We start from the raw sequence: 24,317 nt of genomic DNA on the forward strand, positions 1-24,317 counted from the left end.
CCGTCGCGCCCCGCGCTTCCCCCCCGGCGCCCGCGCGCCGAGCGGTGGAACAAAACACAGAGGCCGGTGGGTCGCACCGGCCTCGCTGGTCTGCTCGCTGTCGCAGAGCCTATGTCGTGGAGCGGGAGACGGGATTTGAACCCGCGACGTCAACCTTGGCAAGGTTGCACTCTACCACTGAGTTACTCCCGCAGATGTCAATCACCCAATTCAGAAATTCATTTTCAGACAGCCGACTGAACCGTTGTCCGAATTTGAAAGCGCTCGTCAGAGATTTCCTGATTCGCGCCGGGTCATCACCGGAGGGCGCCTCCGTCGATGCGTGGCGGATGAGTACCAATCGGCGTGACCAGAGTCAAGCTCTGAAGAACAAAACCTTAAAACTTCCGTCGCCGGCAGGTTGCACGGCCGCTCTGGTCGAGTATTGTGTGGCCATTGCGAGCGAGGGGGCTCGCCAAGCAGCACCGCGCAAGGTGCCGCTCACAAAAGCCTTCGCGTTCGCGACAGCGGCACCGTGTGGCGCGCTCTTACATCATAAGGGTGCCCGCCGCTCGGCGCGCTCTTGGTTGGCCTGGGTCGACCAGGCAGGTCCTTTGGACTTGGGGGGAGCATGAACGAACAGACTGCTTTGCGAGTGGACGTTGCGGAGACAGCGGCGCCGGTCCTTCAGAAGGAGTACCGGTCCGGAGTCCACGCCAAGCGACAGGATGACGACGGCGGGTGGGGGCTCGTCCTGATCGGGCTCGACGGTCCGCCGCGGATCGTGAGCCTCATGGACGGCGCCGTGATCGGCAGCGCCGCGCGCGACGGGCGCATCGAGGGGAACGGGGTCGCGCCGGAGCACGCCAAGATCAGCGTGCGCTCGGACGGTTGTTACATCGAGGACATGGACACCCACGACGGCACGTGGGTGAACGGCGTCCGCGCCCGCCGCATCGGCGTGATGCACGGCGACGTGGTGCGGCTCGGCCAGCAGCTCGCGGTCTTCGTCGAGCGGCACCTCGCGCTGTACGACGGCGCGCCGTCGCGCCTCGGGCCGCTCGTGTTCGGCTCGAAGCAGCGCAAGGACTGGATCGATCCGGTGATGAAGCTCGTGCAGTCGGGCTCCAGCGTCTGCATCGAGGGCGCGCCCGGGGTCGGCAAGCGCACGCTCGCCCGCCTCGCCGCCGCGGTGCGCGAGGGCCTGGGCGAGACCCTGGTCGTCGACGGCGGCGCCGAGACCAAGCCGGTCATCCCGCCGGGCGCGCGGCCGATGACCTGGCTCGTCCTCGACGCCGATCGCCTGCCGCGGCCGCAGCAGCTCGAGATCGCGCACTCGGTCGGCCGCTCGAACGGCGTCAGCATCATCGCGACGACCGGGCAGCCCCTCGATCGGGCGGCCGGCGACGGGCGCGTGGCGCCGTGGTTCGCGTCGCTCTTCTCCGGCAAGCGGATCACGATCCCGACGCTCGAGATGCGGCGCGAGGACGTGCCGCTCATCGTGCGCGACATCGCGGAGCGCAACGCGATCGGCCTCGATCGCTTCACCCCGCAGCTCCTGGAGGCGCTCGTCCGCGCCGGCTGGCCGGGCGGCGTGCCGCAGCTCGAGAACGCCATCGTGACCGCGGCGCAGGCCGCGCCGGATGGTCCGCTCTCCGTCACGCCGATCGCGGGCTCGCTCGCGCGCGGCCCGCGCGTGAAGCCGAACCTCCCGCCGGCGACGGATCCGTCGCTCGCGCGCGCCCGCCTCGAGGACGCGCTCGCCCGCGCCAACGGCTCCGTCGCGTCGGCGGCGCGGGCCCTCGGCATGTCGCGGCAGGCGATCTACCGCGAGGCCGACCGGCTCGGCCTCGACATCGCGCGCCGCAGGGTCCCGCGCGGCTGAGCCGACCGCCGTCCGCCAGGGAGCCTCGCGGCGCGAAAGCGCGGGGCTCCCGGCGCGCCCCACGGCGACGCGCAGCGCGGCGGACGAGCGCGCTTCGCCCCGTGACGACGCGCGACGCGCCGAGCGAACGCGACCTTCAACCGTAGAATCCGAGCGACGTGTGGCTGACGATCGATCCCTCCTCGGGGTCGACGCACTGCTCGTAGTTCAGCAGCTCTCCGCGCGACGACGGCGGGAGGGCGCGGAGCAGCGTGTAGATGGGGCCGAGGCCGCAGACGCGGCGGGTGCCGAGGTCCTGGGCGACATCGGCGAAGAAGCCCGGCGCATCGACCGACGTCGCGCGCTCGATCGACGCGAGATCGCGATCGCGCAGCGCCCCCCGCTGGCGCTCGTCGAGCGGCGCGGGATCGCCGAAGCGCGGCCCGACGTGGGCGAGGTCCGCCCCAGCGATCACGAGCACGCGGCCGGGGCGCCTCGCCAGCGCGCCGCGGAGCGCGGTCAGGAACGACTCGGCGCCGTCGTCCTGCGCGGGGTCGCGGCGCCGCGCCTGGCACTCCGAGAGACCGCAGAGGATGGGCACGATCGACGCCGCGCGACCGCCGAGGAGGTGCCGCACGAACACGGCCTGGAACTCGATCGAGTGCTCGTTCTTGTGCAGGTACTGATCCTCGTGCACGTCGAAGCGGCTCGCCGCCCCGAGCTCCGCGATCATCTCGCGATCCGGCTCGAGCGGGCCGAGCGGCGTCGCGAACGTCTTCTCGCAGACCGCATACGGTCGACGCATCGGCGCGTGCGACGTCCCGAGCAGAACGAAGGTGTCGACCTTCTCCAGCCCCGGCGCCGCAAGCGCCTGCTCGAGCGCGGCGTAGGCGTGCCCGTAGCCGGCCGCGGCGCGCCAGAGGTCCATGTGCGGCGCGCAGAGCCCGACCATGCGCTTCGTCGCGCCCTGGGCCGCGGCGCGCGCCGCGCCGCCCTGCGGCCGCGCGACCCCGAGGCACTGGCGCTCGATGAACTCGGCGAGCTTCAGCCGATCGCCGTGGTACGCGCCGCCCGCGTGGGCCGCGGTCCGGATCGGCGCCGCGTCGAACGACCGCACGACGGTCCGCCGGCGCGCGTGGAACCGCGGGCTGTCCAGCATCCACGCGTCCTCCAGCTCGTCGGCCAGCTGCGCCACGTAGGCGGCGTCCACGCGCTGGCCGGTCGACCGGGAGGCGTCGCGCGCGATCTCGTCGATCGATCGCCGTCCGTCGAAGCGCGCGAGCACCGCGGAGCTCCCGGCGGGCACGACGACGGCGGACGGGGCGATGCCCTCGGTGTCGCGCAGCATCAGCGCGCGGCCGTGGCGCTCATCCTGGATGACGACGACCTCCAGAGCTCGAAGCTTCGGGCGCAGAGATGACATCGTCCGCGAGGATAGCGCGTGCGCGCTCGCCGCCCAGCGCGCGAAGCTCGCGCGCCCCGCCGCGGCAGCGGCGGCGTCCGCCGGCGCAGGGCGGCCCGCCTCCGGGAAGGCCGCGCTGGTGCCGCGCGTCAGCGCTCCAGGCGCGGTCGCGGATTGCCGCTTCGCGGCGGCGCCGCGCGGCACTAGGCTCGCGACGCGGGATCCGCCGCTCCGATCCCGCCCCGCGCCGGCCGCCGCCGTGCGCGCGGACGCACGAGCGCCCGCCCTGACGAATGCGCCGCACCGCGACCCCTGAGCCGCACGCCCGTGAAGCCGATCTGCTCGCCGAGCTTTCGGCCGTGTACCGCGAGGCGGAGGAGGTCTTCCAGGGCTGGACCTGCCCGGCCTCGACCGAGTGCTGCCGGTTCGGCATCACGGGCCGCGAGCCGTACGTGACGTCCGTCGAGCTCGCCGCCGTCCGGCGCGCGATCGCGGCCCTGGGCGGCCCCCGGGCGCTCCAGGGCGTCGTGCGAGCCGGCGGGGCTCCGGCGCCCGAGCCGACGGCGTCCGCCGGCGAGCCGGGCCGGCGGCGCGCGCTGCCGCAGGCCGCCGAGCGGCGGTGCCCGCTGCTCACCGACGCCGGCCGCTGCGCGATCTACGCCGCGAGGCCGCTCGGGTGCCGCACGTTCTTCTGCGACCGCGCCGCCGCCGGCGCGCCGGTGCGCCACCACGACGTGACCCGGCTCGTGCGCAAGGTGCAGGAGATCGCGGCGCGGCACGAGCCGGGCGGCGACCTCGGCCGCCCCCTCACCCGCGCGCTCCCGGACGCCGGCCCGGGCGCCGCAGGTGGTCCGCCCAGGGCGAGCGGCGGGGCGCGCGCTCGCCGCGGCCGATGACGCGCCGGCTCAGGTCCGCTCGACCGCCATCACGCCGGGGATCCGCTGCAGGCGCCGGATGACGCTCTTCAGCTGCGCGAGATCGGAGCAGAGGAAGGTGAACGTGTTCATCGCCCGGCCGTCGTCGCCCGCGCGACACGTCGCCTCGCTGATGTTGATGCCCTGCTCGTGGAACGTGTGGCCGACCGTCGCGAGGATGCCCGGCCGGTTCGCCGTCATCACCTTGATCTGCACCGGGCGGTTGATCTTCGCGCGCGAGTCCCACGAGATCTCCACGCGGCGCTCGGGGTCCGTGTCGAACGCCTTGGCACAGTTGCGGCGGTGGACCGTGATGCCGCGGCCGCGGGTGATGAACCCGACGATCTCGTCGCCGGGGAGCGGGTTGCAGCACTTCGTGTAGCGGACGAGGACATCGTCGATGCCGTTCAGGAGGATGCCGGGGCTGTCGCGCCCTGTCACCTTGCGGACGAGCGACTCGATGCGCCCTTCCTTGATCGACTCGGGCGGCGTCGTCGGGGTGCCCTTGTCGTTCTCCTTGGGGGTGGGCGCCAGGAACTCGCACACCGCGCGGACGCTCACCTTGCCGTAGCCGACCGAGATGAACAGCTCGTCGGCCGAGGCGACGCCGAACTTGTCCATGACCTTGCGCAGCTCGGCCTCGTTCTTGGTGAGGCGGCTCAGGCTCATGCTCCGCTGGTGCATCTCCTTCTCGAGGAGCTCGCGGCCGAGCTTGAGCGACTTCTCGCGCTGCTCCGCGCGCAGGTAGTTGCGGATCTTGGAGCGCGCGCGGCTGGTCGACACGTAGTCGAGCCAGTCCTTCGACGGGTGCTGGCTCGGGTTGGTCATCACCTCGACGACGTCGCCGTTCCGGAGCTTCGAGCGGAGCGGGACGATGGCGCCGTTGACCCGCGCCCCCGAGCAGTGCTCGCCGACCTTCGTGTGGATGGCGTAGGCGAAGTCGATCGGCGTCGAGCCGCGGGGGAAGACGCGCACGTCCCCCTTCGGCGTGAAGACGTACACCTCGTCCTGGAACAGGTCGACCTTGACGCTCTCCAGGAACTCGGCCGGGTCCTTGAGCTCCTTCTGGAACTCCATCAGCTGGCGGAGCCAGCCGAACCGCGCGGCGTCCTTCGGGTCGATGCCGCCGGAGTTGTTCTCCTTGTACTTCCAGTGCGCCGCGATGCCCTGCTCCGCCACGCGGTGCATCTCGTGGGTGCGGATCTGGATCTCGATCCGCTCGCGCCCGGGCCCGATGACCGTCGTGTGCAGCGACTGGTACATGTTCGGCTTGGGCAGCGCGACGTAGTCCTTGAAGCGGCCGGGGACCGGGGTCCACTGCGAGTGGATGACGCCGAGCGTCGCGTAGCAGTCGGCGACCGACTCGACGAGCACGCGGAACGCGATGACGTCGTAGACCTGGTCGAAGTCGCACTGCTGCGCCTGCATCTTGCGCCAGATCGAGTAGAGGTGCTTCGCGCGGCCGGTGACGTCGACCGCGAAGCCCTGCTCCGCGAGCTTGCCCGCGAGCACCTTCGAGACCTCGTGGATGTACCTGTCGCGCTCCTTCGCGGTCGTCTTGACCTTCTGAGAGAGGTCCGCCCACGCCTCCGGCTCGATGTACCTGAACGACAGGTCCTCGAGCTCGCTCTTGAAGCGCGCGATGCCGAGGCGGTTCGCGAGCGGGGCGTAGATCTCCATCGTCTCCCGGGCGATCCGGTCCTGCGCCTCGGGCTTCATGAACTCGAGCGTCCGCATGTTGTCGAGGCGGTCGCACAGCTTCACGAGGAGCACGCGGATGTCGCGCGCCATCGCCACCAGCATCTTGCGGAAGTTCTCGGCTTGCCGATCCTCCTTGGAGGCGAAGTTGATCTTCGAGAGCTTCGTCACGCCGTCGACGAGGAACGCCACCTCCTGGCCGAAGGTGTTCTCGATGTCGGTGGTCGTCGCGAGGGTGTCCTCGACGACGTCGTGCAAGAGCCCGGCGCAGACGCTCGCGGTGTCCAGCTTGAGCTCGGTGATGATCGCGGCGACGCTCGCCGGGTGGGAGAAATACGGGTCGCCGCTCTTGCGGGTCTGCCCTCTGTGAGCGTCAGAGCTGTAGGCGTAAGCCCGGGCGATGAGATCGACGTCTGCAGCCGGCTGGTAGGTCCGAACGCGATCGACAAGCTCCGTCAACGTCAGCATGAAGAGTTCGGCGGGCGCAATGCGCCCTCTCCCTTTGGCACGCTAACACCGCGATCTAGGCCCCGCAATTGTGTCACCATGCGCGTCTCCGGCGCGGGTCGCGCCGCCGATGCATTTCTCATTTCCCGCAGCGGCCGCCCCGGCCGCGTCCGTCGCCTCGGTTGCGTCAGTTGCCTCGGTTGCGTCAGTTGCGTCGGTTACGTCAGTCGCGTCAGCTACGTCGATTGCGTCGGTCGTCTCGGCCGAGCCGGTCGCGTCGGTCGCGTCGGTCGCGTCGGTCGCGTCGGTCGCGTCCGTTACGCCCATCGCACCCGTCGCATCCGCATCCGTCGCATCCGCTGTCTCCTATGTTCATGGATTCCATGGAGCCGATCACCGCCTACGTCCACTTCCCCTGGTGCCTCAAGAAGTGTCCCTACTGCGACTTCGTCTCTTTCGCGAAGGCGCGGGAGGCGATCGACCACCGCGGCTATGCCGACGCCGTGCTCGCCGAGCTCCGGAGGCGGGCGGATGCGCTGGGCGAGCGCGAGCTCCGGAGCGTGTTCTTCGGCGGCGGGACGCCGTCCCTGTGGGAGCCGGAGGAGATGGGCAGGGTGCTGTCCGCCATCACCGCGGCCGCCGGCCGCCTCTCGCCCGACCTCGAGGTGACCGTCGAGTGCAACCCGACCTCCCTCGACGAGCAGCGGGCCCGAGCGTTCCGAGCGATCGGGGTCAACCGTCTGAGCGTCGGCGTTCAGGGGCTCGACGTGGAGCGGCTCCGGTTCCTCGGGCGCCTGCACGACCCCGACGGCGGGCTCGGCGCGCTCGCGGCGGCGCTCCGGTCCGGGATGCCGCGCGTGAGCGGCGATCTCATCTACGGTGTCGCGGTGGGGACGGCCGAGGAAGCGCGGGAGCAGCGCCCGGAGCAGGCCGCCGCCGAGGCGCGCGCCGTGGCCTCGACCGGCGTGACCCACATCTCGGCGTACAGCCTCACGGTCGAGCCGGGCACCTCGTTCGGAGAGCTGGCGCGGCGCGGGCGCCTGCCGCTCGCCGGAGACGACGGGGTGGCGGACACGTTCTTCGCGATCGACGAGGCGCTCGAGGCCGAGGGGCTCGCCCACTACGAGGTCTCGAATTACGCGAAGCCCGGCCACGAGGCGCGCCACAACCTCGGCTACTGGAAAGGCGTCGATTACGTCGGGCTCGGGTGCGCCGCCTACGGGACCGTATCGCGCCCGGATCCGCGCTGGGGCCTGGGCTCGGCCGGCGCGGAGGACGGCGGCGAGGCGTTCGCGATCCGCTACCGGAACGTCGTGAGCCCGGATCGGTACATGGCCGCCATGGCCGAGGGCGGCGGGCCCGTCCCGGTGGAGAGCCACGAGCGGCTCGACCCGGAGACGCGCCTGTCCGAGCGGATCATGCTCGGGCTCCGGCTGCGGGAGGGGTTCGATCTGGAGGCGACGGCGGCGGCGCTCGGGGTGCCGGCGTGGACGCCCGCGCGACGGCGGGCCGCGGAGCGGCTCGAGCGCGACGGCCGCCTGAAGGTCGACGGCGGGCGGCTCAGCGTCCCGCGGGCCGCCTGGGTCTTCGCCGACGGCATCGCGGCCGACCTGTTCTGACGCCGCGCCGCGCTCGCGGGCGCCGCGCGCTCGCGGTGGACGTCGGGCGCAGGCCGCGCTCCGATGCCCGTCCATGAGCCCCTTGCCGACGATCGAGGACATCCGCCGCGCCGCCGCGCGCCTCGCGCCGCACGCCCACGTGACCCCCGTCATGACCAGCCGGACGATCGACGGCATGGCGGGCGCGCGCGTCTTCTTCAAGTGCGAGAACCTGCAGCGGGTCGGCGCGTTCAAGTTCCGCGGCGCGTGCAACGCGGTCCTGGCCCTCTCGGACGAGGACGCGCGCCGCGGCGTCGCCACCCACTCCTCGGGCAACCACGCCGCCGCGCTCGCGCTCGCCGCCCGCATCCGCGGCGTCCCCGCGCACATCGTCATGCCCGAGAGCGCGCCCGCCGTGAAGCGCGCCGCTGTGGAGGGCTACGGCGCCCGGATCGTGACCTGCGCCCCGACGCTCCGGGCGCGCGAGGAGACGCTCGCCCGCGTGCTGTCCGAGACGGGCGCGATCCTGGTCCACCCGTACAACGACCCGCACGTCATCGCCGGCCAGGGCACGGCCGCGCTGGAGCTCGCGGGCCAGGTGGAGGACCTCGACGCCGTGGTCGCGCCCGTCGGCGGCGGCGGGCTGCTCTCGGGCACCGCCATCGCGACGAGCGCGCTGTCGCGCGCGCGCACGGTCGGCGCCGAGCCCCAGGCGGCCGACGACGCGGCCCGCTCGCTGCGCGAGGGGAAGATCCTCCCCTCGAACGACCCGATCACGATCGCGGACGGCCTCCGGACCTCGCTCGGCGAGCTCACCTTCGGGGTCCTGCGCGAGCGCGGGGTCGAGATCGTCACCGTGGGCGAAGAGGACATCGTCAAGGCGATGCGCGTCGTCTGGGAGCGGATGAAGATCCTCATCGAGCCGAGCTCGGCGGTCCCGGTGGCGGCCGTCCTGCTGCGCAAGGTCGAGGGAGCGCGGATCGGCGTCATCCTGAGCGGGGGAAACGTCGACCTGAGCAAGCTCCCGTTCGCCTGAGCGCGATCGCGGCGCGCCGGCGCTGGGCGAGCTCCCTCGACTTCCCTCAGCTGTCGCGCCCGTCCTGCCCGAGGCGCAAGGCGGCGCGCACGACGCTCGGCCCCGGACCAGGCGGCGCCGCCGCCACCGTTCGCCCGTCGGCGTCGAGGATGCGCGAGCCGCCCTGGCCGCCCAGCGCGGGGCGGGACGGCCCCCAGTTCGCGTTCACGATCGCCACGCGATGGCGCCGCGCGAGCGCGGGGAGGAGCTCGGCGCGCGCGTCGCCCTCCCCGGGCGGATCGACCCAGGCCGTCGGGAAGAGCAGCAGCTCGGCCGCGTCGAGCGCCTCGCCCGCGTCCTCGGAGAGGAAGTGGACGTCGAAGCAGATCGCGACCGTCACCTTCACGCCGAGCAGATCGAACACCGGGGTCCCGAGATCGCCAGGCGCCGCCCAGCGCTCCGGGAACCAGGGGTGGCGCTTGCGGTAGTGACCGACGCGCCGCCCGTCGCGGTCGAAGACGAGCAGGGTGTTGTAGAAGCGGCCCCGGCTCTCCTCGACGAGCGGGCCCGCCAGCGCGACGCCGTGCTCGCGCGCGAGCTCGGAGAGCCGCCGCGCGGACTCGCCGTCGAGCGGCTCCGCGAAGCGGCGTAGATCGCTGCCGCCCCGCGGCGAGACGTAGCCCGTGACGATCAGCTCGGGCAGGAGCGCGAGGTCGGCCCCGGCCAGCGCGGGCGCGCCGAGGAGACGATCGATCTCCGCGAGCGAGCCCCGGAGGTCGCCGAAGCGCTGCGGCAGCTCGAGCGCGACAACGTCGAGGGAGCGGGCGCTCACCGCCATCGCCCGGCGCGCCTGCGCCGCGACCGAGAGGCCGCGGAGGCCGGCGGCGCTCCCGGCATGTCGATGTGCAGCGCGCGCCGGAGGGTCACGGGGCGCGCTCGGCTCAGCGGAGGTTCTTCGTCGCCTGGAGCTGGTGCAGGCTCACCGCGAGGTCGACCTGACGGCGCAGATCCGAGGCGATCCAGGGCTTCGTGATGATCCGGAAGCTCGCGCTCTCCCGGGAGATCTTCTGGATCTGCTCCACGTCGGTCGGCGCGCAGACGAGCACCGGGACGTAGCTCAGCCCCTGCCGGCGCAGCTCGCGCAGCAGCGCGAGCCCGCTGAAATGAGGCATCCGGTAGTCCGCGACGACCACGGAGGGCGGCTCCTTCACCGCCGCCGCGAGCGCGCGGCGCGGATCGCCGAAGGTGCGGACCTGGTAGCCGGAGCGGAGCGCCCGGTCCATGAGGTCCAGGTTGCTCTCCTCGTCGTCGACGGCGTAGAGGAGCGTTCCTTGGCCCCGGCCACTCGAAGGTGGCGGCATGCTGCCAGAATGCGGGGCATTGCCCATCAAGCGCGAGGGTATCAGACCTCGTCCTCCCGCACCACGCGCTCAAGCCGAAGTAATCTCGGTTGCCTGACTCACGCTCAGCGCCGGACCGCGAAGCGCGCTGCGCCGCGGGGCCAGAGGGGTGGGCGCCGCGGAGGCGTGGGCCAGCTCCCCATCTCGAGGCCGCGGCCGGCCTCGGGACGCGCGAGCGATCAACCTGGGCTGTCAGCGGCGTTCACGATCCCCTCCGGCGGCGTTCGGCTGTAAGAGATCAAGAGATGTCCGCTCGCGATGGATTGCTCGAGGTCGGCGCGCTCGTGGACGGCCGGTATCAGGTGCTCGGCCACCTCGGCAGCGGTGGTCATAGCGTCGTTTACGACGCGCGCCAGATCGTGACCACCCAGCGCGTGGCCCTCAAGCTGCTGCGGCCCGAGGCGCTGCGGCGCTCGCGCGAGTCCGGCTCGCAGGAGGCGCGCTTCGAGCGCGAGATGCAGGTCATCGCCCAGCTGAGCCACCCGAACATCGTCCGCCTCCTCGACGCCGGACGCCTGCCCGACGGCGAGCTCTACCTGGCCCTGGAGTACGTCGACGGCGAGACGCTGAGCGCGCGCTGCCAGCGCACGCGGGGGATCGAGCCGAACGAGGCGAAGCGGCTGATGCTCCAGGTGCTCGACGCCATCGGCTTCGCCCACGAGCGCGGCGTCATCCACCGCGACCTCAAGCCGCACAACATCATGGTCGCCGGCTCCGGCAAGCGGACGCACGTCAAGGTGCTCGACTTCGGCATCGCCGCGCTGATCGGCGAGGCCCGCGCCGCCGACTACCGCGCGCTCACGCGCACCGGCGAGTTCAACGGGACCCCGGCCTACATGGCCCCGGAGCAGCTCGTGCAGTCGACCCCGACCACAGCGGCGGACATCTACGCATGGGGGCTCACCTTTCTCGAGTGCCTGATCGGCGCGCCGGTGATGCACGAGGCGACGGTCGCCGAGGTCATCTTTCGCCAGCTGAGCCCCGAGCCGGTGCCCATCCCCCGCGCCCTCCGCGGCCACCCGCTCGGCGCGCTGCTGGCGCAGGCGACCGCCAAGTCGCCGGCGCACCGCTTCCGGTCCGCCCGCGACGCGTACGAGCTGCTGGAGGGCTGCGACGTGTCGGCGATCCCGTGGCCGCTGCCTCGCGACGACGAGCGCGGCGGCTCGCCGGAGCAGCGGGCCATCGCGACGCGCGCGGTGCACGACGCCGCGGCGGACCAGGAGACGCAGCTCGTGCCCTCCGAGCCCGAGCCGCCGCCGGGCACGCAGCGCAGATCGCCCGAGCAGCAGTGGCAGGACGAGCGGCTCGGCGCAGCGCCGACGCTCGCGATCCCGGGCCGCGGCCTCGCGCCCGCCGGGCCGTCGGTGAGGCCGATCCGCAGCGCGTCGTTCCACCCCGGCGCCGCCGGCACCCAGGAGGCGCCGCTGGCCCCGAAGCTCCCCTCCTTCCCGAGCGCCGCGCCCGGGACGCGGCCGGTGACCGCCACCGGCCGCGGCGAGCGCCGCCAGCTGACCGTGCTGGTCTGCGGGCTCGCCGGCGCCGAGCGCATCGCCGACACGGTCGACAGCGAGGCGTTCCACGAGCTCGTGCAGATGTTCCAGGCCGCGTGCGCCCAGGTGATCGGGGCGCAGGAGGGGGTGTTCCTCCGCTCGCCCGGCGAGGAGACGATCGCCTACTTCGGCCACCCCGTGGCCAAGGAGGACGACGCCCTCCGCGCGGTGCAGGCGGCGCTCGATCTCGTCGAGCACATCTCCCGCCTGAACGCGCGGGAGATCGTGTCCGTGCCCCTGTCGGTGCAGGTCGGCGTGCACACCGGGATCGTCGTCGTGGCCGACAGCGACGCCGTGCCTTCGCTCGCCGGCCCGACCCTGAACGCCGCGACGCAGCTGAAGACCCACGCCGAGCCGGGCACGGTGCTCGTCAGCCGCGCCACGCAGAAGCTCATCGAGGGCTACTACTACGTGGACGCGCTCGGCGAGATCAGCCCGAAGGGCGCGCGCCAGCCGATCGAGATCTTCGCGGTGCAGGGGCGCACGACCGCGCGGGACCGGCTCGACGCGAGGATGCACCACGGGCTCACCCCGCTCGTCGGGCGGGACAGCGAGCTCGACGAGCTCGCGGCCCGGTGGTCGCGGGCCTCGGGCGGCGCCGGGCAGGTCGTGCTGGTGACGGGCGAGGCCGGCATCGGCAAGTCGCGGAGCGTGCGCGCCTTCCGCGACCGGCTGGCCGGGACGCCGCACCTCTGGCTCGAGGCGCGCTGCTCGCCGCAGCTCCAGAACAGCGCGTTCTATGCGGTGATCGAGCTGCTCAACGCGCTGCTCGCGGGCGATCGCGACCGCGCGAGCACGCTGAGCGGCTCGGTCGCGGCGCCGAGCGAGCGCGGGGCGTCGCTCGACAAGGGCGAAGACCGGCTCGAGCGGCTGGAGCAGCTGCTCGCCGAGGCGGAGGCGGGGCCGCTCGCCGTGCCGCTGCTCGCCGCGCTGCTGTCGATCCCGACCGAGGGGCGCCACCCGGCGCCGGCGCTCACCCCGCAGCGCCAGCGGCAGGAGACGATCGCCTCGCTCCTCCAGCTCTTCCTCGGGCTCGCCGATCGGCAGCCGCTCGTGCTCGCGGCCGAGGACCTGCACTGGGCCGATCCGTCGACCCTGGAGCTGCTCGGCCGGCTCATCGACGAGGGGCGGCCGTCGCCGCTGCTGCTGCTCCTGACCGCGCGCCCCACGTTCACGCCGCCGTGGCCGCTGCGATCGCACTTCACCCAGATCTACCTCGCGCCGCTCAGCGCCGACCGGATGCGGGCGCTCATCCAGCAGCTGGCCGGCGCGTACGCGTCGAGCGGCGCGTCGGCCATCCAGGCCCCGCTGCCCGACGAGGTGATCCGGACGCTGGCCGAGCGCAGCGACGGCGTCCCGCTGTTCGCCGAGGAGCTCACGCGCATGGTCCTCGAGGCGGCCGCCGCCAAGGCGGCCGCAGGGGAGGCGGCCGGCTCGCCGAGCGCGCGTAGCGGGTGGCTGAGCGCGCTCGAGACGCCGGTCACCCTCCAGCACTCGCTGACGTCGCGCCTCGACCGCCTAGGCCCGGCGAAGGAGGTCGCGCAGCTCGGCGCGGTGTTCGGCCGCACCTTCGGCTACGAGGCGCTCGAGCTCTGCGCAGGGGGCGGCGCGGGCGGCGAGCCGCTCCTCGTGGCGTCGAGCCCCGCGGCGCTGCGCGAGGCGCTCGCGCAGCTCGTCGACGCCGAGCTGCTCTTCCAGCGGGGGCGCCCCCCGCGCGCGACGTACACGTTCAAGCACGCGCTGGTGCAGGACGCGGCCTACCAGTCGCTGCTGCGCAGCACCCGGCAGGTGTACCACGCGCGCATCGCCGCCGTGCTCGCCGAGCGCTTCCCCGGGACGCCGCCCGAGCTGCTCGCGCACCACTACACCGAGGCCGCGCTGATCGGCCCCGCCGTCGCGGCGTGGCAGCGCGCCGGGGAGGCCTCGCTCATCTCGTCCGCGCACGCCGAGGCGATGAGCCACCTCCGCCGCGGGCTCGAGCTCCTCAAGCAGCTGCCGGAGACGAAGGAGCGGGCGCGCGACGAGATCACCCTGCAGACGACGCTCGGCGTCCCGCTGATGATCACGCGCGGCTACGCCGCCCCGGAGGTCGAGGCGGCGTACGCGCGCGCGCACGCGCTCTGCCGCGAGGCGGGCTCCTCGCCGCAGCTCTTCCCCGCGCTGTGGGGGCTCTGGATCTTCTTCCACGTCCGCGGCGACTACGCGCTCGCGGAGCAGCACGGCGAGCAGCTGCTCGCGCTCGCCGAGAGCACGGGCGACCCGGGGATCTCGCTCGGCGCGCACCAGGCGCTCGGCGCGACGCGCTTCCTCCGGGGGCGCCTCGGCGAGGCGCGCGAGCACTTCAACAAGGTGCTGTCGATCTACGATCCCGCGCGTCACCTGCCGCTCGCCTTCCTCTTCGGCCACGACGCCGCGGCGTTCTCGCTGTCGCACCTCGCCTGGATCGCGTTCCACCTCGGCGAGCCGGAGCGGGGCAAGGCGTCGATCGACGAGGCGATCGCGCTGTGCGAGGAGCTAAACCAGCCCGTGAGCCGGGGCTTCGTCGAGCACTTCGCCGCGGTCCTGTGCTGCCTGGTCGGCGACGTCGCCGGCGCGGAGGCGCACGCGAGCGTGCTCGGCAAGCTCGCCGAGGAGGTGGGCATGCCCCACTGGGCGGCGCTCAGCCAGATCGATTTCGGCTGGGCGGCGGCGGCGCGCGCGGCGCAGGGGCCGGCCGGCGCGGAGGCGCGCGCGCGCTACGCCGAGGGCGCCGCGCGCATCCGCGGCGGCCTGACGATGCTGATGGGCGTCGGCAGCCGCGTGTCGCTGACCTACTGGCGAGCGGCGCTCATCGACGCGGAGCTCGGCGCCGGCAACGTCGACGAGGCCAGCGCCCTGCTCGACGACACGCTCTCCTTCGTCGAGAAGAGCGACGAGCGCTACTTCGAGGCCGAGCTCTGCCGGCTCGAGGGCGAGATCGCGCTCGCGCGCGGCGCGCCGACCGCCGCGGAGGCGCGGGCGCGCGCGGCGGCCTCCTTCCGGAAGGGGCGCGAGATCGCCGAGCGGCAGGGCGCGCTCGGCCTCCTGACGCAGATCTTCGATCGCCGCGGGGCGCGGGCCGACGCGGGGGACGCGCAGGACGAGCGGTGAGGGGCGGCGCGCGCAGCGCGGCGCGACGCAGGGGGCGGAGAGCCGGCAGGGGCGCGCCGGCGCGCGGCGCTAGAGATCGCCGTGGATCGGCGACGGCACCCGCCACGCGGCGATCTCGGCGTGCTGCTCGCAGTTGAAGGGCCGCTCGAGGAGCCGGGGGCAGCACTGCCGCGAGCGGAACAGCTCGAGGATGTAGCCCATGCGCTCGCTCAGCAACGCCCAGTCCTTGGCGCCGCAGCCGGCCGTCGTCTGGTCGTGGGCGTCGTACTTGAGCAGGAGCTCGTAGAGCTCGCGCTCCTCGATGGTCGCGAGCTCGGCGCAGTGCAGCGGCAGGCCGGGCGGCGCGGGGAGATCGTGGCCGAGCTCGAGGATCTCGTCCGGCAGGCGCATGGTCATCATCTCCTTGGTCGCGATCGCGCGCCAGAACGCCTTCAGCTTCTCGACCTTGTCGAGGACCATCGACTGGAGCGCGTCGGGGAGGCCGACCGTGTCGACCGCGCAGCGGACGGGCGCGTTGAGCGCCCGCGCGATGTACGGCTGGAGCCGCACCTGCTCGTGCAGCCCGACGCGCGCGTTGGCGAGGAGGATGAGCTCCGCCTTCTTGTCCTTGTCCTCCGTGAGCATCGCGTCGTGGTAGTGCTCCATGGCGCTGCGGAGCAGCCCCTGCCCTCCGTCCGTGGACGGCCCCCGCTCCAGCCCCTCGAGCAGCTCCGCGAGCTCCTTCTTCCCCGGCCGCGCGCAGCCCCGGTAGAGCTGGATCATGCGGGCGAAGAGCGGCCCGAGCTCCTCGAACACCTTGAGGTTGCCGAGCGCGATGTCCGCGCTGAGCTCGGACAGGATCCGCTCCGGCAGCTCCATGAGCCCGAACCCCTGCCCCCACCAGGGCGAGATCAGCTCGACGGCGCTGAGCCGCCACGCGCTCGCCGGCTCCGGCTCGCCCTGCCCGCGCCGCCTGAGGAGGCGCGGCACGACCGCCTCCCGCTCCTCGTCGTCCGAGAGGATCAGCCACCGGAGCACCGACGGCACCTCCTCGTTGCGGATGAACCTCCCCGCGGTCTTGGAGGCCCACGTCGCGAACGTGCACCAGTGGGCGTTGCCGCCGCCGAGCAGCCTCACGAGCTCCGCCGAGATCTCGTAGTAGCACTGCGTGATGAGCAGGTTGCGCAGCACCGGCTGATCCGAGAGCGCGATGACCTCGTGCACCCTGTCGAGCAGCGAGGCCGGCTCCGACGTCTCGGCGGCCGTCACCCTCGCGGCGATCCGCGTCGAGCGCTCCACCACGCCGCTCCGCGTCACGCGGGGCGCGTGAAGCGGCGCCTCCGTCGTCAAGGTGAGAGGGGGCAGGTAGGCGGCGTCGTGGAAGTGCGCGGCGTGCTCGCTCGCTGGTATGGCGGCCATCAGCGGCTTTACAGGGGTCGTCATTCTCCCGTGCTATCTCCAAGTGATGCCAGATGTCCATACCTGTCCATAAGTCCATCCCTCGAAGGACAGCTGGCTCACCAGGTATCGACAGAATGCTGCTACGGCGGCTGAACGCGCGGTTCCCTCTTGCGCCGCGTCAAGCACGCGGCGCAGCAACGTGACGGCGCGCGGCGATCGCCGCCGTCACGGCGATGGCGCGGGCGGCGCAGCGGAGGCGGGGACGTCCGTCGCGAGCGCGCTCGCGCCGCGTACGCCGCCGGGGCCGCCGCGGGGCCACGTCGTGACGCTCACCCGGTGCTCGCGGCCGAAGGTCCGCGCGACCACGGCGCGCACGTCGGCCGGCTCGACCTCCTCGAGCGCGCGCAGGAGCCGCGGCAGGCTGCCCGGATCGAGCGCGGCGCGCAGCCGCAGCTCCGTGATCGGCCGCGGGGACGCGGGCGGCGGCGCGACGGCGGCGCGGCGCGCGAGCTCCTTCTCCAGCTCGATCTTGAGCAGCGCCTTGGCGAGGGCGAGCTCCTTCCAGGTCGGCCCGGACGTCGCGAGCGCCGCGAGCTCGGCGTCGAGGCGCTGCTCCAGCTCGGCGGCGCTGCGCGACGGAGCGGGCGTGAGCTCCACCGCCGCCACGCTCGCCTGCGCGCCGAGCGACAGCCGCCCGGTCACCTCGGACGCGAGCTGCCCCTCGGTCACGAGCGCCTTCGCGAGCCGCGCGACGCGCGGGCCGGTGAGGATCTCCATCGCCACGCGGAGCGGCGCGTCGTCCGCGCCCCCCTCCGGCGGCGCGATCCAGCCGTAGAGCAGCCGCGGCGACGGCACCGCGTCCTCGAGGACGATCCGATCCTCGCGCGGGTGCGGCCCGATCGGCCGCTCCGGCTCGGCGGCGACGCGCTGGAGCGAGCGCGCGAGCGCCTGCTCGACCGCCGCGCGCGAGACGTCGCCGGAGAGCGCGATCGTCGCCTGGGCCGCGGCGCGCTCGCGCCGGAGCGACTCGGTGAGCAGGAGCTCGCTGGCCGCGCCCGCGTCGGCGCGCGCCCCGAGCAGCGTGCCCTCGAGCGGGTGGCCCGCGGGGAACAGCGCCTCCCCGAGCGCGAGCCACGACGGGCCGTACGGCGCCCGCTCGAGCGCGCGCCGCGAGGCCGCGCTGGCCTGCCTCCGGAGCTCGGCCACGCGCCCCGCGCTCGCCTCGTCGAGCAGCATCCGGAGCCGCGCCGCGACCAGGTCGACGCCGACCTCGAGATCGCGCGGCGGGACGGTGATCGCGACGCGCGCCTCGCTGGCGAGCGCCGGCCCCGCCGCCCCGGCGTCGCCCGCGGACCGCGCCGGCACCGCGACGGACGCGCTGATCGAGACGAGCGGCGCCGCGGGGTCCTCCCGGAGGTCGACCGCGATGCCGTTCGGGAGCCGGAAGCGCTGCACCTGCTCCAGGCCGAGCCCGGCGAGCAGGCCGATCTGCTTCTCGATCGCCGCCTCTCGGCCCTTGAGGGCGCGCCGCGCGCCCGGGCCCTCGAGGGCGTCGAACGGTGACGCCGGGGCGAGGCGGCCGCTCCGCAGGCCGAGCGGATCGTCCTCGAACGCGGGGCGGAAGCCGACGTCGCCGCCGATCATCACGATCGGGAGCTTGGCCTCCAGCGCCTCCGGGTTGCCGAGGAGCGGCATCGGCGCCGGCGCCTGGCCCGGCGGGGTGAAGAGCGGGAGCCGGTTCCGGCCGAGCGACACGGGGCGGGGCGGCAGCGACCCGTCGCCCAGCGCGAGCTCCCCGCCCGCGCCGCGCGGCGGCAGCGCGGCGGACGCGCCGGCCAGGCCGTCGCCCTCGTCCTCGTCGAGCTCCTCGTGGTCGAGGTACGCCGGGAAGAGCGCCATCGCGCGCGCGACGCGATCGGCGGGCAGCGCGATCAGGTGGTCGGCGCGGCCCGGCGGGACGCGGTCGCGCAGGAGCTCGGGGTTGTGCTCGCGCAGCGCGGCCGTGGAGATGCCCGCGGCGCGCGCGATGGTGCGGAGCCGCGTCCCCGGCGGCACCGCGACCTCGCCGAGGTCGAGCGGCGCGAGCGGCGCGACGTCGGGCAGGTCGAGCCCGAAGCGCGCGCGGTTCGCCGCGACGATCGCGAACGCCACGATCTGCGGCACGTAGTCCGCGGTCTCCTTGGGGACGGCGCCGGCCTGCGCGAGCTCGGCGAGCCCGACGGGCCCGCGGGCCTCGGGATCGCGCTCCGCCGCGACCTTCGCGAGCGCGCGGAGGACGCCCTCGTGGCCGAAGTTGTACGCCGCGAGCGCGAGATCCCAGCGGCCGAAGCGCTCGTAGAGGTCGCGCAGGTGCGCGGTCGCGGCGTCCGTGGCGCGCGTGAGGCTCATGCGCGCGTCGATCCACTCGGACTGCTCCAGGCCGTAGGCCTCGCCGGTCCTCGGCATGAACTGCCAGAGCCCCGCCGCGCCGGCCGGCGAGACCGCCCGCGGATCGAAGCCGCTCTCCACCGCCGCGACCCAGAGGAGGTCCTCCGGGAGGCCCGCCTCGCGGAGCGAGCGCTCGATGAGCTCGCGGTACGCGCCGGCGCGCCGGAAGCGGCGCTGGAACACGGCGCGCCCCTCGTCCGACTGGGCGAAGAAGCGGACGAACCGCATCGTGCGGCGCGTGAGCGGGACGTCGAGATCCGGCATCGTCAGCGTGGACAGCGTCGCCCCGTCGGGGTCCTCGAGATCCTCGTCCGTCGCGGCCTGGAACTCGCGCACGAGGAGCGCCGTGACGGCGGGCGGCGCGTCGTCGGCCAGCGCCGGCGGAGCGCACGCGAGCGCCGGCGCGACGTCGGTCGACGCGCCCGCGCGCGCGCGATCGAGCAAGCCGGGATCGCGGAAGGCGCGGTACGCCGCCGAGAAGGACGCGCGCAGCGAGGGCGCCTGGCCGACGGCCGCGCCTGACATGCAGATCAGCGCGCCGAGCCCGGTCCACAGAGCGGCTCGCCGTGCCCAGCTCATCAACGCCGATCTTGCTCCGAAACCGCCCGCCGGCGCTACGGCAAAGCGCGGAGACCGCGGCGGCGATGTGCGCTGCTCGCCAGCGCGCGCCCTGCCGGGGCGCGCCACCCCTGCTCCTCCGCGGCGGCTCCGTCCCTTTCCCTTCCGGTCCAGGTTCCCTCCCCGGCCCGATTCCCGCAGTGGTGCTAGCCACCTGGGCCCGGGCGAGCTAGCAAGCGTCGGCGATGCGCTCGTCCCACGCCGCTCCCCCTGCAGAGAAGGCCTCTCGGCTCGGCGAGGTGCTCGACTTCATGAAGCTCCTGTGGGCCGTCGATCACGGCCTGCAGTCGACGTCGAAGCGCATGGAGGCGAAGATGGGCGTGACGGGCCCGCAGCGGCTCGTCATCCGCATCGTCGGGCGCTACCCCGGGATCTCCGCGGGGCAGCTCGCCGAGATCATGCAGCTGCACCCGAGCACCCTCACGGGCGTGCTCAAGCGGCTGCAGGAGCGCGGCATCATCGAGCGCCGGGCCGACCCGAAGGACGGCCGGCGCGCGCTCCTGGGCCTCACCGCGCGCGGGCGCGAGCTCGACAGCCTCCGCACCGGGACGGTGGAGTCGGCCGTGCGGCAGGCCATCAAGGCGATGCCGCGGCGCAAGCTCGAGGCCGCGCAGGATGTGCTCGCGGCCGTCGCCGAGGCGCTGCAGCCGCAGCCGGCCGACGAGTAGCGTCGCCGGCCGGATCGGCGCGCGCGGCGCGCGTTCCAGCGGGGGCAGCGCCGATCGGCGCGCGCCTGGCCGGCGCGGCAGCCGCGAGGCGCAGGCGCCGCGCCGCGGGGGAGCGAACGGCGGTTCGCGCCCGGGAGCGCCGCGCGATCTGCGCGAACGCGCGGCTCCGCCGCGACCGGCCGACCCCGCGGACATCGAACGGAGGAGCAGCGGTCGTCCGGCACGGCAACCCGCCTCCCGCCGCCCGGAGGCGGCGGGAGCCGCCGCGCGGACCCGCGACCCGGGGCCTTCGGTGCGGCCTCCGCCCGGCGCGCGCCGCGCCGAGGGCCTCTCATCACCACGACGGGGGAACAATGAAGCACTGGGTTCATGGCGCGATCAGCGCGGCGATCATCGCCGCGACGTGGGGCTGCGGCTCCAGAGGACGAGGCGGCGGAGCCGACACGGGGGGCGGCGGCGGCGCGGGCGGCGAAGGCACGGGGGGCAGCGGAGCAACGACGGGCGGCGGGGGGACCGGGAGCCACGCCGCGGCCTGCACGATCACGTCGCGAGGCCTGGAGGTGAGCAGCGGCCGCGGGACCACGCCCGCGATCGCGGGGACCGGGTCGGGGTACGCCATCGCCTGGCAGGAGCGAGGGGCCGACGAGGGCGACATCCACCTCGCGGTGATCGACGCCGACGGCAACAAGCTGCGGGAAGAGGCGATCGCGGCGGGCCCCGGCGTCTCGAGCCACCCGAGCGTCCAGCGCGACGGAGAGGGCCTGCTCGTCGTCTGGCAGGACCAGGACGGCACGGGCAGCGTCGTGCGCGGCCGCCGCGCGACGCTGGAGGGCGTCCCCGAGGGCGCCGCCTTCGACCTCGTCGAGAGCAGCGCGGCCGAGTCGTGGCCCATCGCCGCCGCGGGCCGGAACGGGATCGTCGTCGCCTGGATGGACGCGGGCGGCTCGCTGATCAGCTCCCTCGAGCGCGGCGCGCTGGGCAGCGCGACGCCGCTGGACCAGGCGAAGTTCCCCGCGGTCGCGACCGACGGCGAGCGGACGGCGCTCGCCTGGAGCCAGGGCGACACGCTCTTCTTCGCCCGGCCGCGCCAGGGGAGCGCGCCGCTCGACCGGATCGCGCACCAGGGCGTCGACGCGAAGCTGACGCGCGTCGCGCTCGGCGGCGACGACGCCTTCGTCGTCTGGGAGGACACCCGCGCCGGCGCCGAGCAGATCCGCGCGATCCGGATCTCCGCGCAGGACGAGGTGTCCCGCGAGGCCGTCGTCTCCCCGGGCGACGGCAGCGCGAACTGGCCGGCGCTCGCGTGGACCGGGCGCCACCTGGCCGTCGCGTACTACCAGTTCCGCGACGGCCCCGCGGCCGTGTTCGTGGCGCTGCTGAACCGCGATCTCTCGCCCGCGGGCGCCGAGCTCAAGGCGAGCGGCGACACGCCCGGCCGGTACCCGGCGCTGGCCTGGACCGGCCAGGAGCTCGGCATCGCCTACGCGGAGCCGGACCAGGGCATCCGCCTCTCGCGCGCCAGCTGCAAGTAGCCGGCGGCGCGCCCGCTCGCCCCCTCCCCGCCGCGCGGCCGGAGGCCGCCCGCCTCCGGCCGCGGCGCGACCGGCCCGCCCCCGGCGGCGGCGCGACCGGCCCGCCCCCGGCGGCGCAGGACGGCCGCCTGCGCCGGCCCGGATCGAACCCTGCAACCGCCCCCGGGGTGGCCGTTCTCCCCTGCGCCCTTGCGATCCTAATCTGCACAGCCGTGCTCGGCGCCTACGCCGTGCGCGTCGCGCGCCACGGTCGGCCCGCGATGCCGCGGCTCGGCGCCTCTCCGGGGAGCGCGCTGCTCCCCGGCCCGGTCGTCGAGGCCTTCTACTGGTCGTTCCACGCCCCCGCCCGGGCGCTCGTGCGCCTCCGCGTCTCGCCGGACACCCTCACCTACCTCTCGCTCGCCCTGTCGCTCGCCTGCGCGCCGCTGCTCGCGGTCGGCCGCTTCCGCGCCGGCGCCGCGCTGCTCATGGCCGGCGCCGTCCTCGACGCGCTCGACGGCATGGTGGCGCGCGAGGGCGGCAAGGCGTCGCGCGCCGGCGCCGTGCTCGACTCGTGCCTCGACCGCGTGTCCGACGCCGCGCCGCTCATCGGCCTCGCCGTCTTCTACCGCCATCACGCCGTCGCGCTCGCGATCCCGCTCGTCGCCATGGTCGCCTCGTCGCTCGTGAGCTACGCGCGCGCCAAGGCCGACGTCTACCGCGTCGCGCTGCCGAGCGGGCTCATGCGCCGGCACGAGCGGCTCGCCTACCTCGTCGCCGCGCTCGTCTTCGGCCCGGCCGTGCCGGCCTCGCCGCTCACCGGCGCGCTCCCCTTCCCGATCACGCTCGCCTGCGTCGCGCTCGTCGCGGGCGTCGGGCTCGCCGCCGGCCTGCGGCTCGTGCAGCGGACGCGCGCCGCCCTCGCGGCCGCCGACGCGGCGCCGCCGCCCGGGCCGCGGGCGACGGCGCGCCCCGAAGGAGAGCGCCGGCGCCTGCTCGGCGACGGCAAGGCCACGAGCGCGCCGCTCTGATCATGCTCCGGCGCGCGCGCGCCCGCTGGGGCGCCTTCTCCTGGCTGCAGGCGCTCTCCTGGCTGCCGGCGCTCTCCTGGCTGCCGGCGCTGCCGTGGCTCGCCTACGTCGCCGTCCTCGCGCCGCGCGGCGCCGCGCGCTGGGACCACCTCGCCGTGGCCGCCCTCGCCGCGACGAGCGTCTGCGCGGGCGAGCGCTCGCGCCGGTTCTTCCTGAGCGCCCTGCCCTTCTTCCTGCTGTTCCTCGCGTACGACGGCATGAAGCAGCTCGACGGCGGGCTCGCCGCGCCGGCCCACGTCCTCGGCTGCGAGCTGCGCGCGGCCGAGCTCGCGCTCTTCGGCGTGGAGATCGGCGGCCGCCGGCTCACGCCGGGCCAGCTGCTCGCCGGGCTGGAGCGGCCCGCGCTCGACCTGCTCTGCGCCTTCCCGTACGGCGGCTACGTGCTCGTGATGGTGGGGCACTGGCTCCACCTCTACCGGAGCGAGGCCCTCGCGGCGCGGAGGTTCGCCTGGCTCGCGTTCGCCACGCACCTCCTCGGCCTCGCCACGTACCGCCTCTTGCCGGCCGCGCCGCCCTGGTACGTCGAGGCCCACGGGTGCGCGCTCGATCCGGCCGCCCAGAGCTCCCCCGCCGCGCTCGCGCGCGTCGACGCGATGCTCGGGATCACCTACTTCCGCGACCTCTACAGCCGCGGCGCGACCGTCTACGGCGCGCTGCCGTCGCTCCACGTCACGTACCCGCTCTACGGGCTGCTCGCGACCTTCCGCCGGGCGAGCGCGCCGTCGCTCGCCCTCCAGCTCGCCTACGCCGCGCTCATGCTGTTCGCGGCGCTCTACCTCGCCCACCACTGGCTCATCGACGCGCTGCTCGGCTATGCCTACGTCGCGCTCGCGTGGGCGCTCGTCCTCCGGGCCTTCCCCGACCGGGGCGGCTCGGATCAGGCGGGCTGCGCCTTGCCGCCGCTCGCCGAGACGTCGGGCTCCCAGAGGATCTCGGGTGTGCCGAGGAGCGCGGACGCCCAGCGGCTCCAGACGAAGAGCGCGTCGCTCAGGCGGTTCAGGTAGCCGACCGCCAGCGGATCGGCGTGGCCCGCCTGCGCGAGGCGCACGCAGCAGCGCTCGGCCCGGCGGCACACCGTCCGCGCCACGTGGAGGTCCGTGTTGAGCCGCGAGCCGCCCGGGAGCACGAACGACCGCAGCGGCGCCAGATCGGCCTGGCAGCGGTCCATCTCGGCCTCGAGGAGCTCGATCTCCGCCTGCGTCACGCGGGGCTGCTTCGGGTGCACGTCCTCGGGGAGCGTCGCGAGGATCGAGCCGAGGTTGAAGAGCTCGTGCTGCACGCGGAGCAGCGCGCGCCCGAGGTCGTGGAGCCGCACGACGCTCGCGGGGGGCGCGCCCGGCAGCAGCTCCATCAGCGTCTGCCGCGCGGCCCCGACCAGCGCGTTGAGCTCGTCGACCGTGCCGTAGGTCTCGATCCGCGCGTCGTCCTTCGGGACGAGCTGCCCGCCGACGAGCCGGGTCTGCCCGCCGTCGCCCTGCCGGGTGTAGACGCGGTTGATCGTGATCTTCGGCGCGCTGAAGACCCGCCCGCTGTTGTCCTCGGCCCCGGCCCGGGGAGCGCCCGTCCCGCGCGTATCGTCGTCCCTCACGGGGATTTCACGTAAAGCGAGCGCCTGCGCGGGTCAAG

15 protein-coding genes, 1 tRNA gene and 1 pseudogene are annotated in these 24,317 nt (G+C 74.4%); 9 read left to right on the forward strand and 8 right to left on the reverse strand.

What is annotated here, in order from left to right:
• Positions 1-117: 117 nt before the first annotated feature.
• Positions 118-192 (reverse strand) — tRNA-Gly (locus tag WME98_RS47985).
• A 442-nt stretch (positions 193-634) separates the two neighbouring features.
• Between WME98_RS47985 and WME98_RS47990 the strand changes: the two genes are divergently transcribed.
• A complete protein-coding gene (locus tag WME98_RS47990; RefSeq protein ID WP_020736537.1) occupies positions 635-1,864 on the forward strand; it encodes an FHA domain-containing protein in 1,230 nt (409 codons plus the stop codon).
• Between the two features lie 136 nt (positions 1,865-2,000).
• On the opposite strand, the gene amrB is transcribed toward WME98_RS47990, so the two are convergent.
• On the reverse strand, positions 2,001-3,266 hold the full coding sequence (gene amrB, locus WME98_RS47995) for an AmmeMemoRadiSam system protein B (protein WP_437948248.1): 1,266 nt from the start codon (positions 3,264-3,266) through the stop codon (positions 2,001-2,003).
• Positions 3,267-3,604: 338 nt separating this feature from the next.
• Here amrB and WME98_RS48000 point away from each other — a divergent pair, with 338 nt between their 5' ends.
• Positions 3,605-4,141 carry a YkgJ family cysteine cluster protein gene (locus tag WME98_RS48000; protein WP_437948249.1) on the forward strand — a complete coding sequence of 179 codons (537 nt, stop codon included), beginning with the start codon at positions 3,605-3,607 and terminating at the stop codon, positions 4,139-4,141.
• Between the two features lie 9 nt (positions 4,142-4,150).
• Here the strand turns inward: WME98_RS48000 and WME98_RS48005 are convergent, their stop codons facing one another.
• A complete protein-coding gene (locus WME98_RS48005) occupies positions 4,151-6,325 on the reverse strand; it encodes a RelA/SpoT family protein (RefSeq protein ID WP_437948250.1) in 2,175 nt (724 codons plus the stop codon).
• A 362-nt stretch (positions 6,326-6,687) separates the two neighbouring features.
• On the opposite strand from WME98_RS48005, the gene hemW reads away from it, so the two are divergent.
• Both hemW and WME98_RS48015 read left to right on the forward strand, forming a co-directional pair.
• A complete protein-coding gene (hemW, locus tag WME98_RS48010; RefSeq protein ID WP_437948251.1) occupies positions 6,688-7,923 on the forward strand; it encodes a radical SAM family heme chaperone HemW in 1,236 nt (411 codons plus the stop codon).
• Between the two features lie 73 nt (positions 7,924-7,996).
• Positions 7,997-8,938: a pyridoxal-phosphate dependent enzyme gene (locus tag WME98_RS48015; protein ID WP_437948252.1), complete on the forward strand. Its 942-nt coding sequence runs from the start codon at positions 7,997-7,999 to the stop codon at positions 8,936-8,938.
• Between the two features lie 46 nt (positions 8,939-8,984).
• Here WME98_RS48015 and WME98_RS48020 read toward each other — a convergent pair whose 3' ends face one another.
• Complete coding sequence (locus WME98_RS48020) at positions 8,985-9,755, reverse strand: carbon-nitrogen hydrolase family protein (RefSeq protein WP_437948253.1); 771 nt, start codon at positions 9,753-9,755, stop codon at positions 8,985-8,987.
• A 103-nt stretch (positions 9,756-9,858) separates the two neighbouring features.
• Positions 9,859-10,278, reverse strand: a complete 420-nt coding sequence (locus tag WME98_RS48025) for a response regulator (RefSeq protein WP_237245555.1) — start codon at positions 10,276-10,278, stop codon at positions 9,859-9,861.
• Between the two features lie 284 nt (positions 10,279-10,562).
• Between WME98_RS48025 and WME98_RS48030 the strand changes: the two genes are divergently transcribed.
• The gene (locus WME98_RS48030; RefSeq protein WP_437948254.1) at positions 10,563-14,996 is read left to right on the forward strand and encodes a protein kinase domain-containing protein; all 4,434 of its coding nucleotides are present in this window, start codon (positions 10,563-10,565) and stop codon (positions 14,994-14,996) included.
• Between the two features lie 69 nt (positions 14,997-15,065).
• On the opposite strand, the gene WME98_RS48035 is transcribed toward WME98_RS48030, so the two are convergent.
• Positions 15,066-16,418 (reverse strand): hypothetical protein, encoded by a 1,353-nt coding sequence (locus tag WME98_RS48035; protein ID WP_437948255.1) that lies wholly within the window; start codon positions 16,416-16,418, stop codon positions 15,066-15,068.
• A 183-nt stretch (positions 16,419-16,601) separates the two neighbouring features.
• Positions 16,602-19,382: a transglycosylase SLT domain-containing protein gene (locus tag WME98_RS48040; RefSeq protein WP_437948256.1), complete on the reverse strand. Its 2,781-nt coding sequence runs from the start codon at positions 19,380-19,382 to the stop codon at positions 16,602-16,604.
• A gap of 224 nt (positions 19,383-19,606) precedes the next feature.
• Between WME98_RS48040 and WME98_RS48045 the strand changes: the two genes are divergently transcribed.
• From WME98_RS48045 to WME98_RS48060, 4 genes and pseudogenes are all read left to right on the forward strand, one after another.
• Entirely contained in the window at positions 19,607-20,089 is a 483-nt protein-coding gene (locus tag WME98_RS48045) for a MarR family winged helix-turn-helix transcriptional regulator (RefSeq protein ID WP_061625553.1), read from the forward strand.
• 353 nt (positions 20,090-20,442) lie between these two features.
• Positions 20,443-21,621 (forward strand): hypothetical protein, encoded by a 1,179-nt coding sequence (locus WME98_RS48050; protein ID WP_437948257.1) that lies wholly within the window; start codon positions 20,443-20,445, stop codon positions 21,619-21,621.
• A gap of 212 nt (positions 21,622-21,833) precedes the next feature.
• The gene (locus tag WME98_RS48055; RefSeq protein ID WP_437948258.1) at positions 21,834-22,631 is read left to right on the forward strand and encodes a CDP-alcohol phosphatidyltransferase family protein; all 798 of its coding nucleotides are present in this window, start codon (positions 21,834-21,836) and stop codon (positions 22,629-22,631) included.
• Positions 22,632-23,080: 449 nt separating this feature from the next.
• Positions 23,081-23,473: pseudogene (locus WME98_RS48060) on the forward strand (phosphatase PAP2 family protein); the annotation flags it as partial.
• Between the two features lie 95 nt (positions 23,474-23,568).
• Here WME98_RS48060 and WME98_RS48065 read toward each other — a convergent pair.
• Positions 23,569-24,279, reverse strand: coding sequence for a cob(I)yrinic acid a,c-diamide adenosyltransferase (locus tag WME98_RS48065; protein WP_437948259.1), 711 nt, complete (start codon positions 24,277-24,279; stop codon positions 23,569-23,571).
• Positions 24,280-24,317: the final 38 nt, after the last annotated feature.

Origin of the sequence: Sorangium sp. So ce296, assembly GCF_051529605.1 — a bacterium.
GTDB classification, from domain to species: Bacteria; Myxococcota_A; Polyangia; order Polyangiales; family Polyangiaceae; genus Sorangium; species Sorangium cellulosum_D.

Coding starts and splice junctions, on each gene's coding strand:
- amrB (WP_437948248.1), bottom strand. CDS start 3,266: ATGTCATCTCTGCGCCCGAAGCTTCGAGCTCTGGAGGTCGTCGTCATC.
- WME98_RS48005 (WP_437948250.1), bottom strand. CDS start 6,325: ATGCTGACGTTGACGGAGCTTGTCGATCGCGTTCGGACCTACCAGCCG.
- hemW (WP_437948251.1), top strand. CDS start 6,688: ATGGAGCCGATCACCGCCTACGTCCACTTCCCCTGGTGCCTCAAGAAG.
- WME98_RS48015 (WP_437948252.1), top strand. CDS start 7,997: ATGAGCCCCTTGCCGACGATCGAGGACATCCGCCGCGCCGCCGCGCGC.
- WME98_RS48020 (WP_437948253.1), bottom strand. CDS start 9,755: ATGGCGGTGAGCGCCCGCTCCCTCGACGTTGTCGCGCTCGAGCTGCCG.
- WME98_RS48025 (WP_237245555.1), bottom strand. CDS start 10,278: ATGCCGCCACCTTCGAGTGGCCGGGGCCAAGGAACGCTCCTCTACGCC.
- WME98_RS48030 (WP_437948254.1), top strand. CDS start 10,563: ATGTCCGCTCGCGATGGATTGCTCGAGGTCGGCGCGCTCGTGGACGGC.
- WME98_RS48035 (WP_437948255.1), bottom strand. CDS start 16,418: ATGACGACCCCTGTAAAGCCGCTGATGGCCGCCATACCAGCGAGCGAG.
- WME98_RS48040 (WP_437948256.1), bottom strand. CDS start 19,382: ATGAGCTGGGCACGGCGAGCCGCTCTGTGGACCGGGCTCGGCGCGCTG.
- WME98_RS48045 (WP_061625553.1), top strand. CDS start 19,607: ATGCGCTCGTCCCACGCCGCTCCCCCTGCAGAGAAGGCCTCTCGGCTC.
- WME98_RS48050 (WP_437948257.1), top strand. CDS start 20,443: ATGAAGCACTGGGTTCATGGCGCGATCAGCGCGGCGATCATCGCCGCG.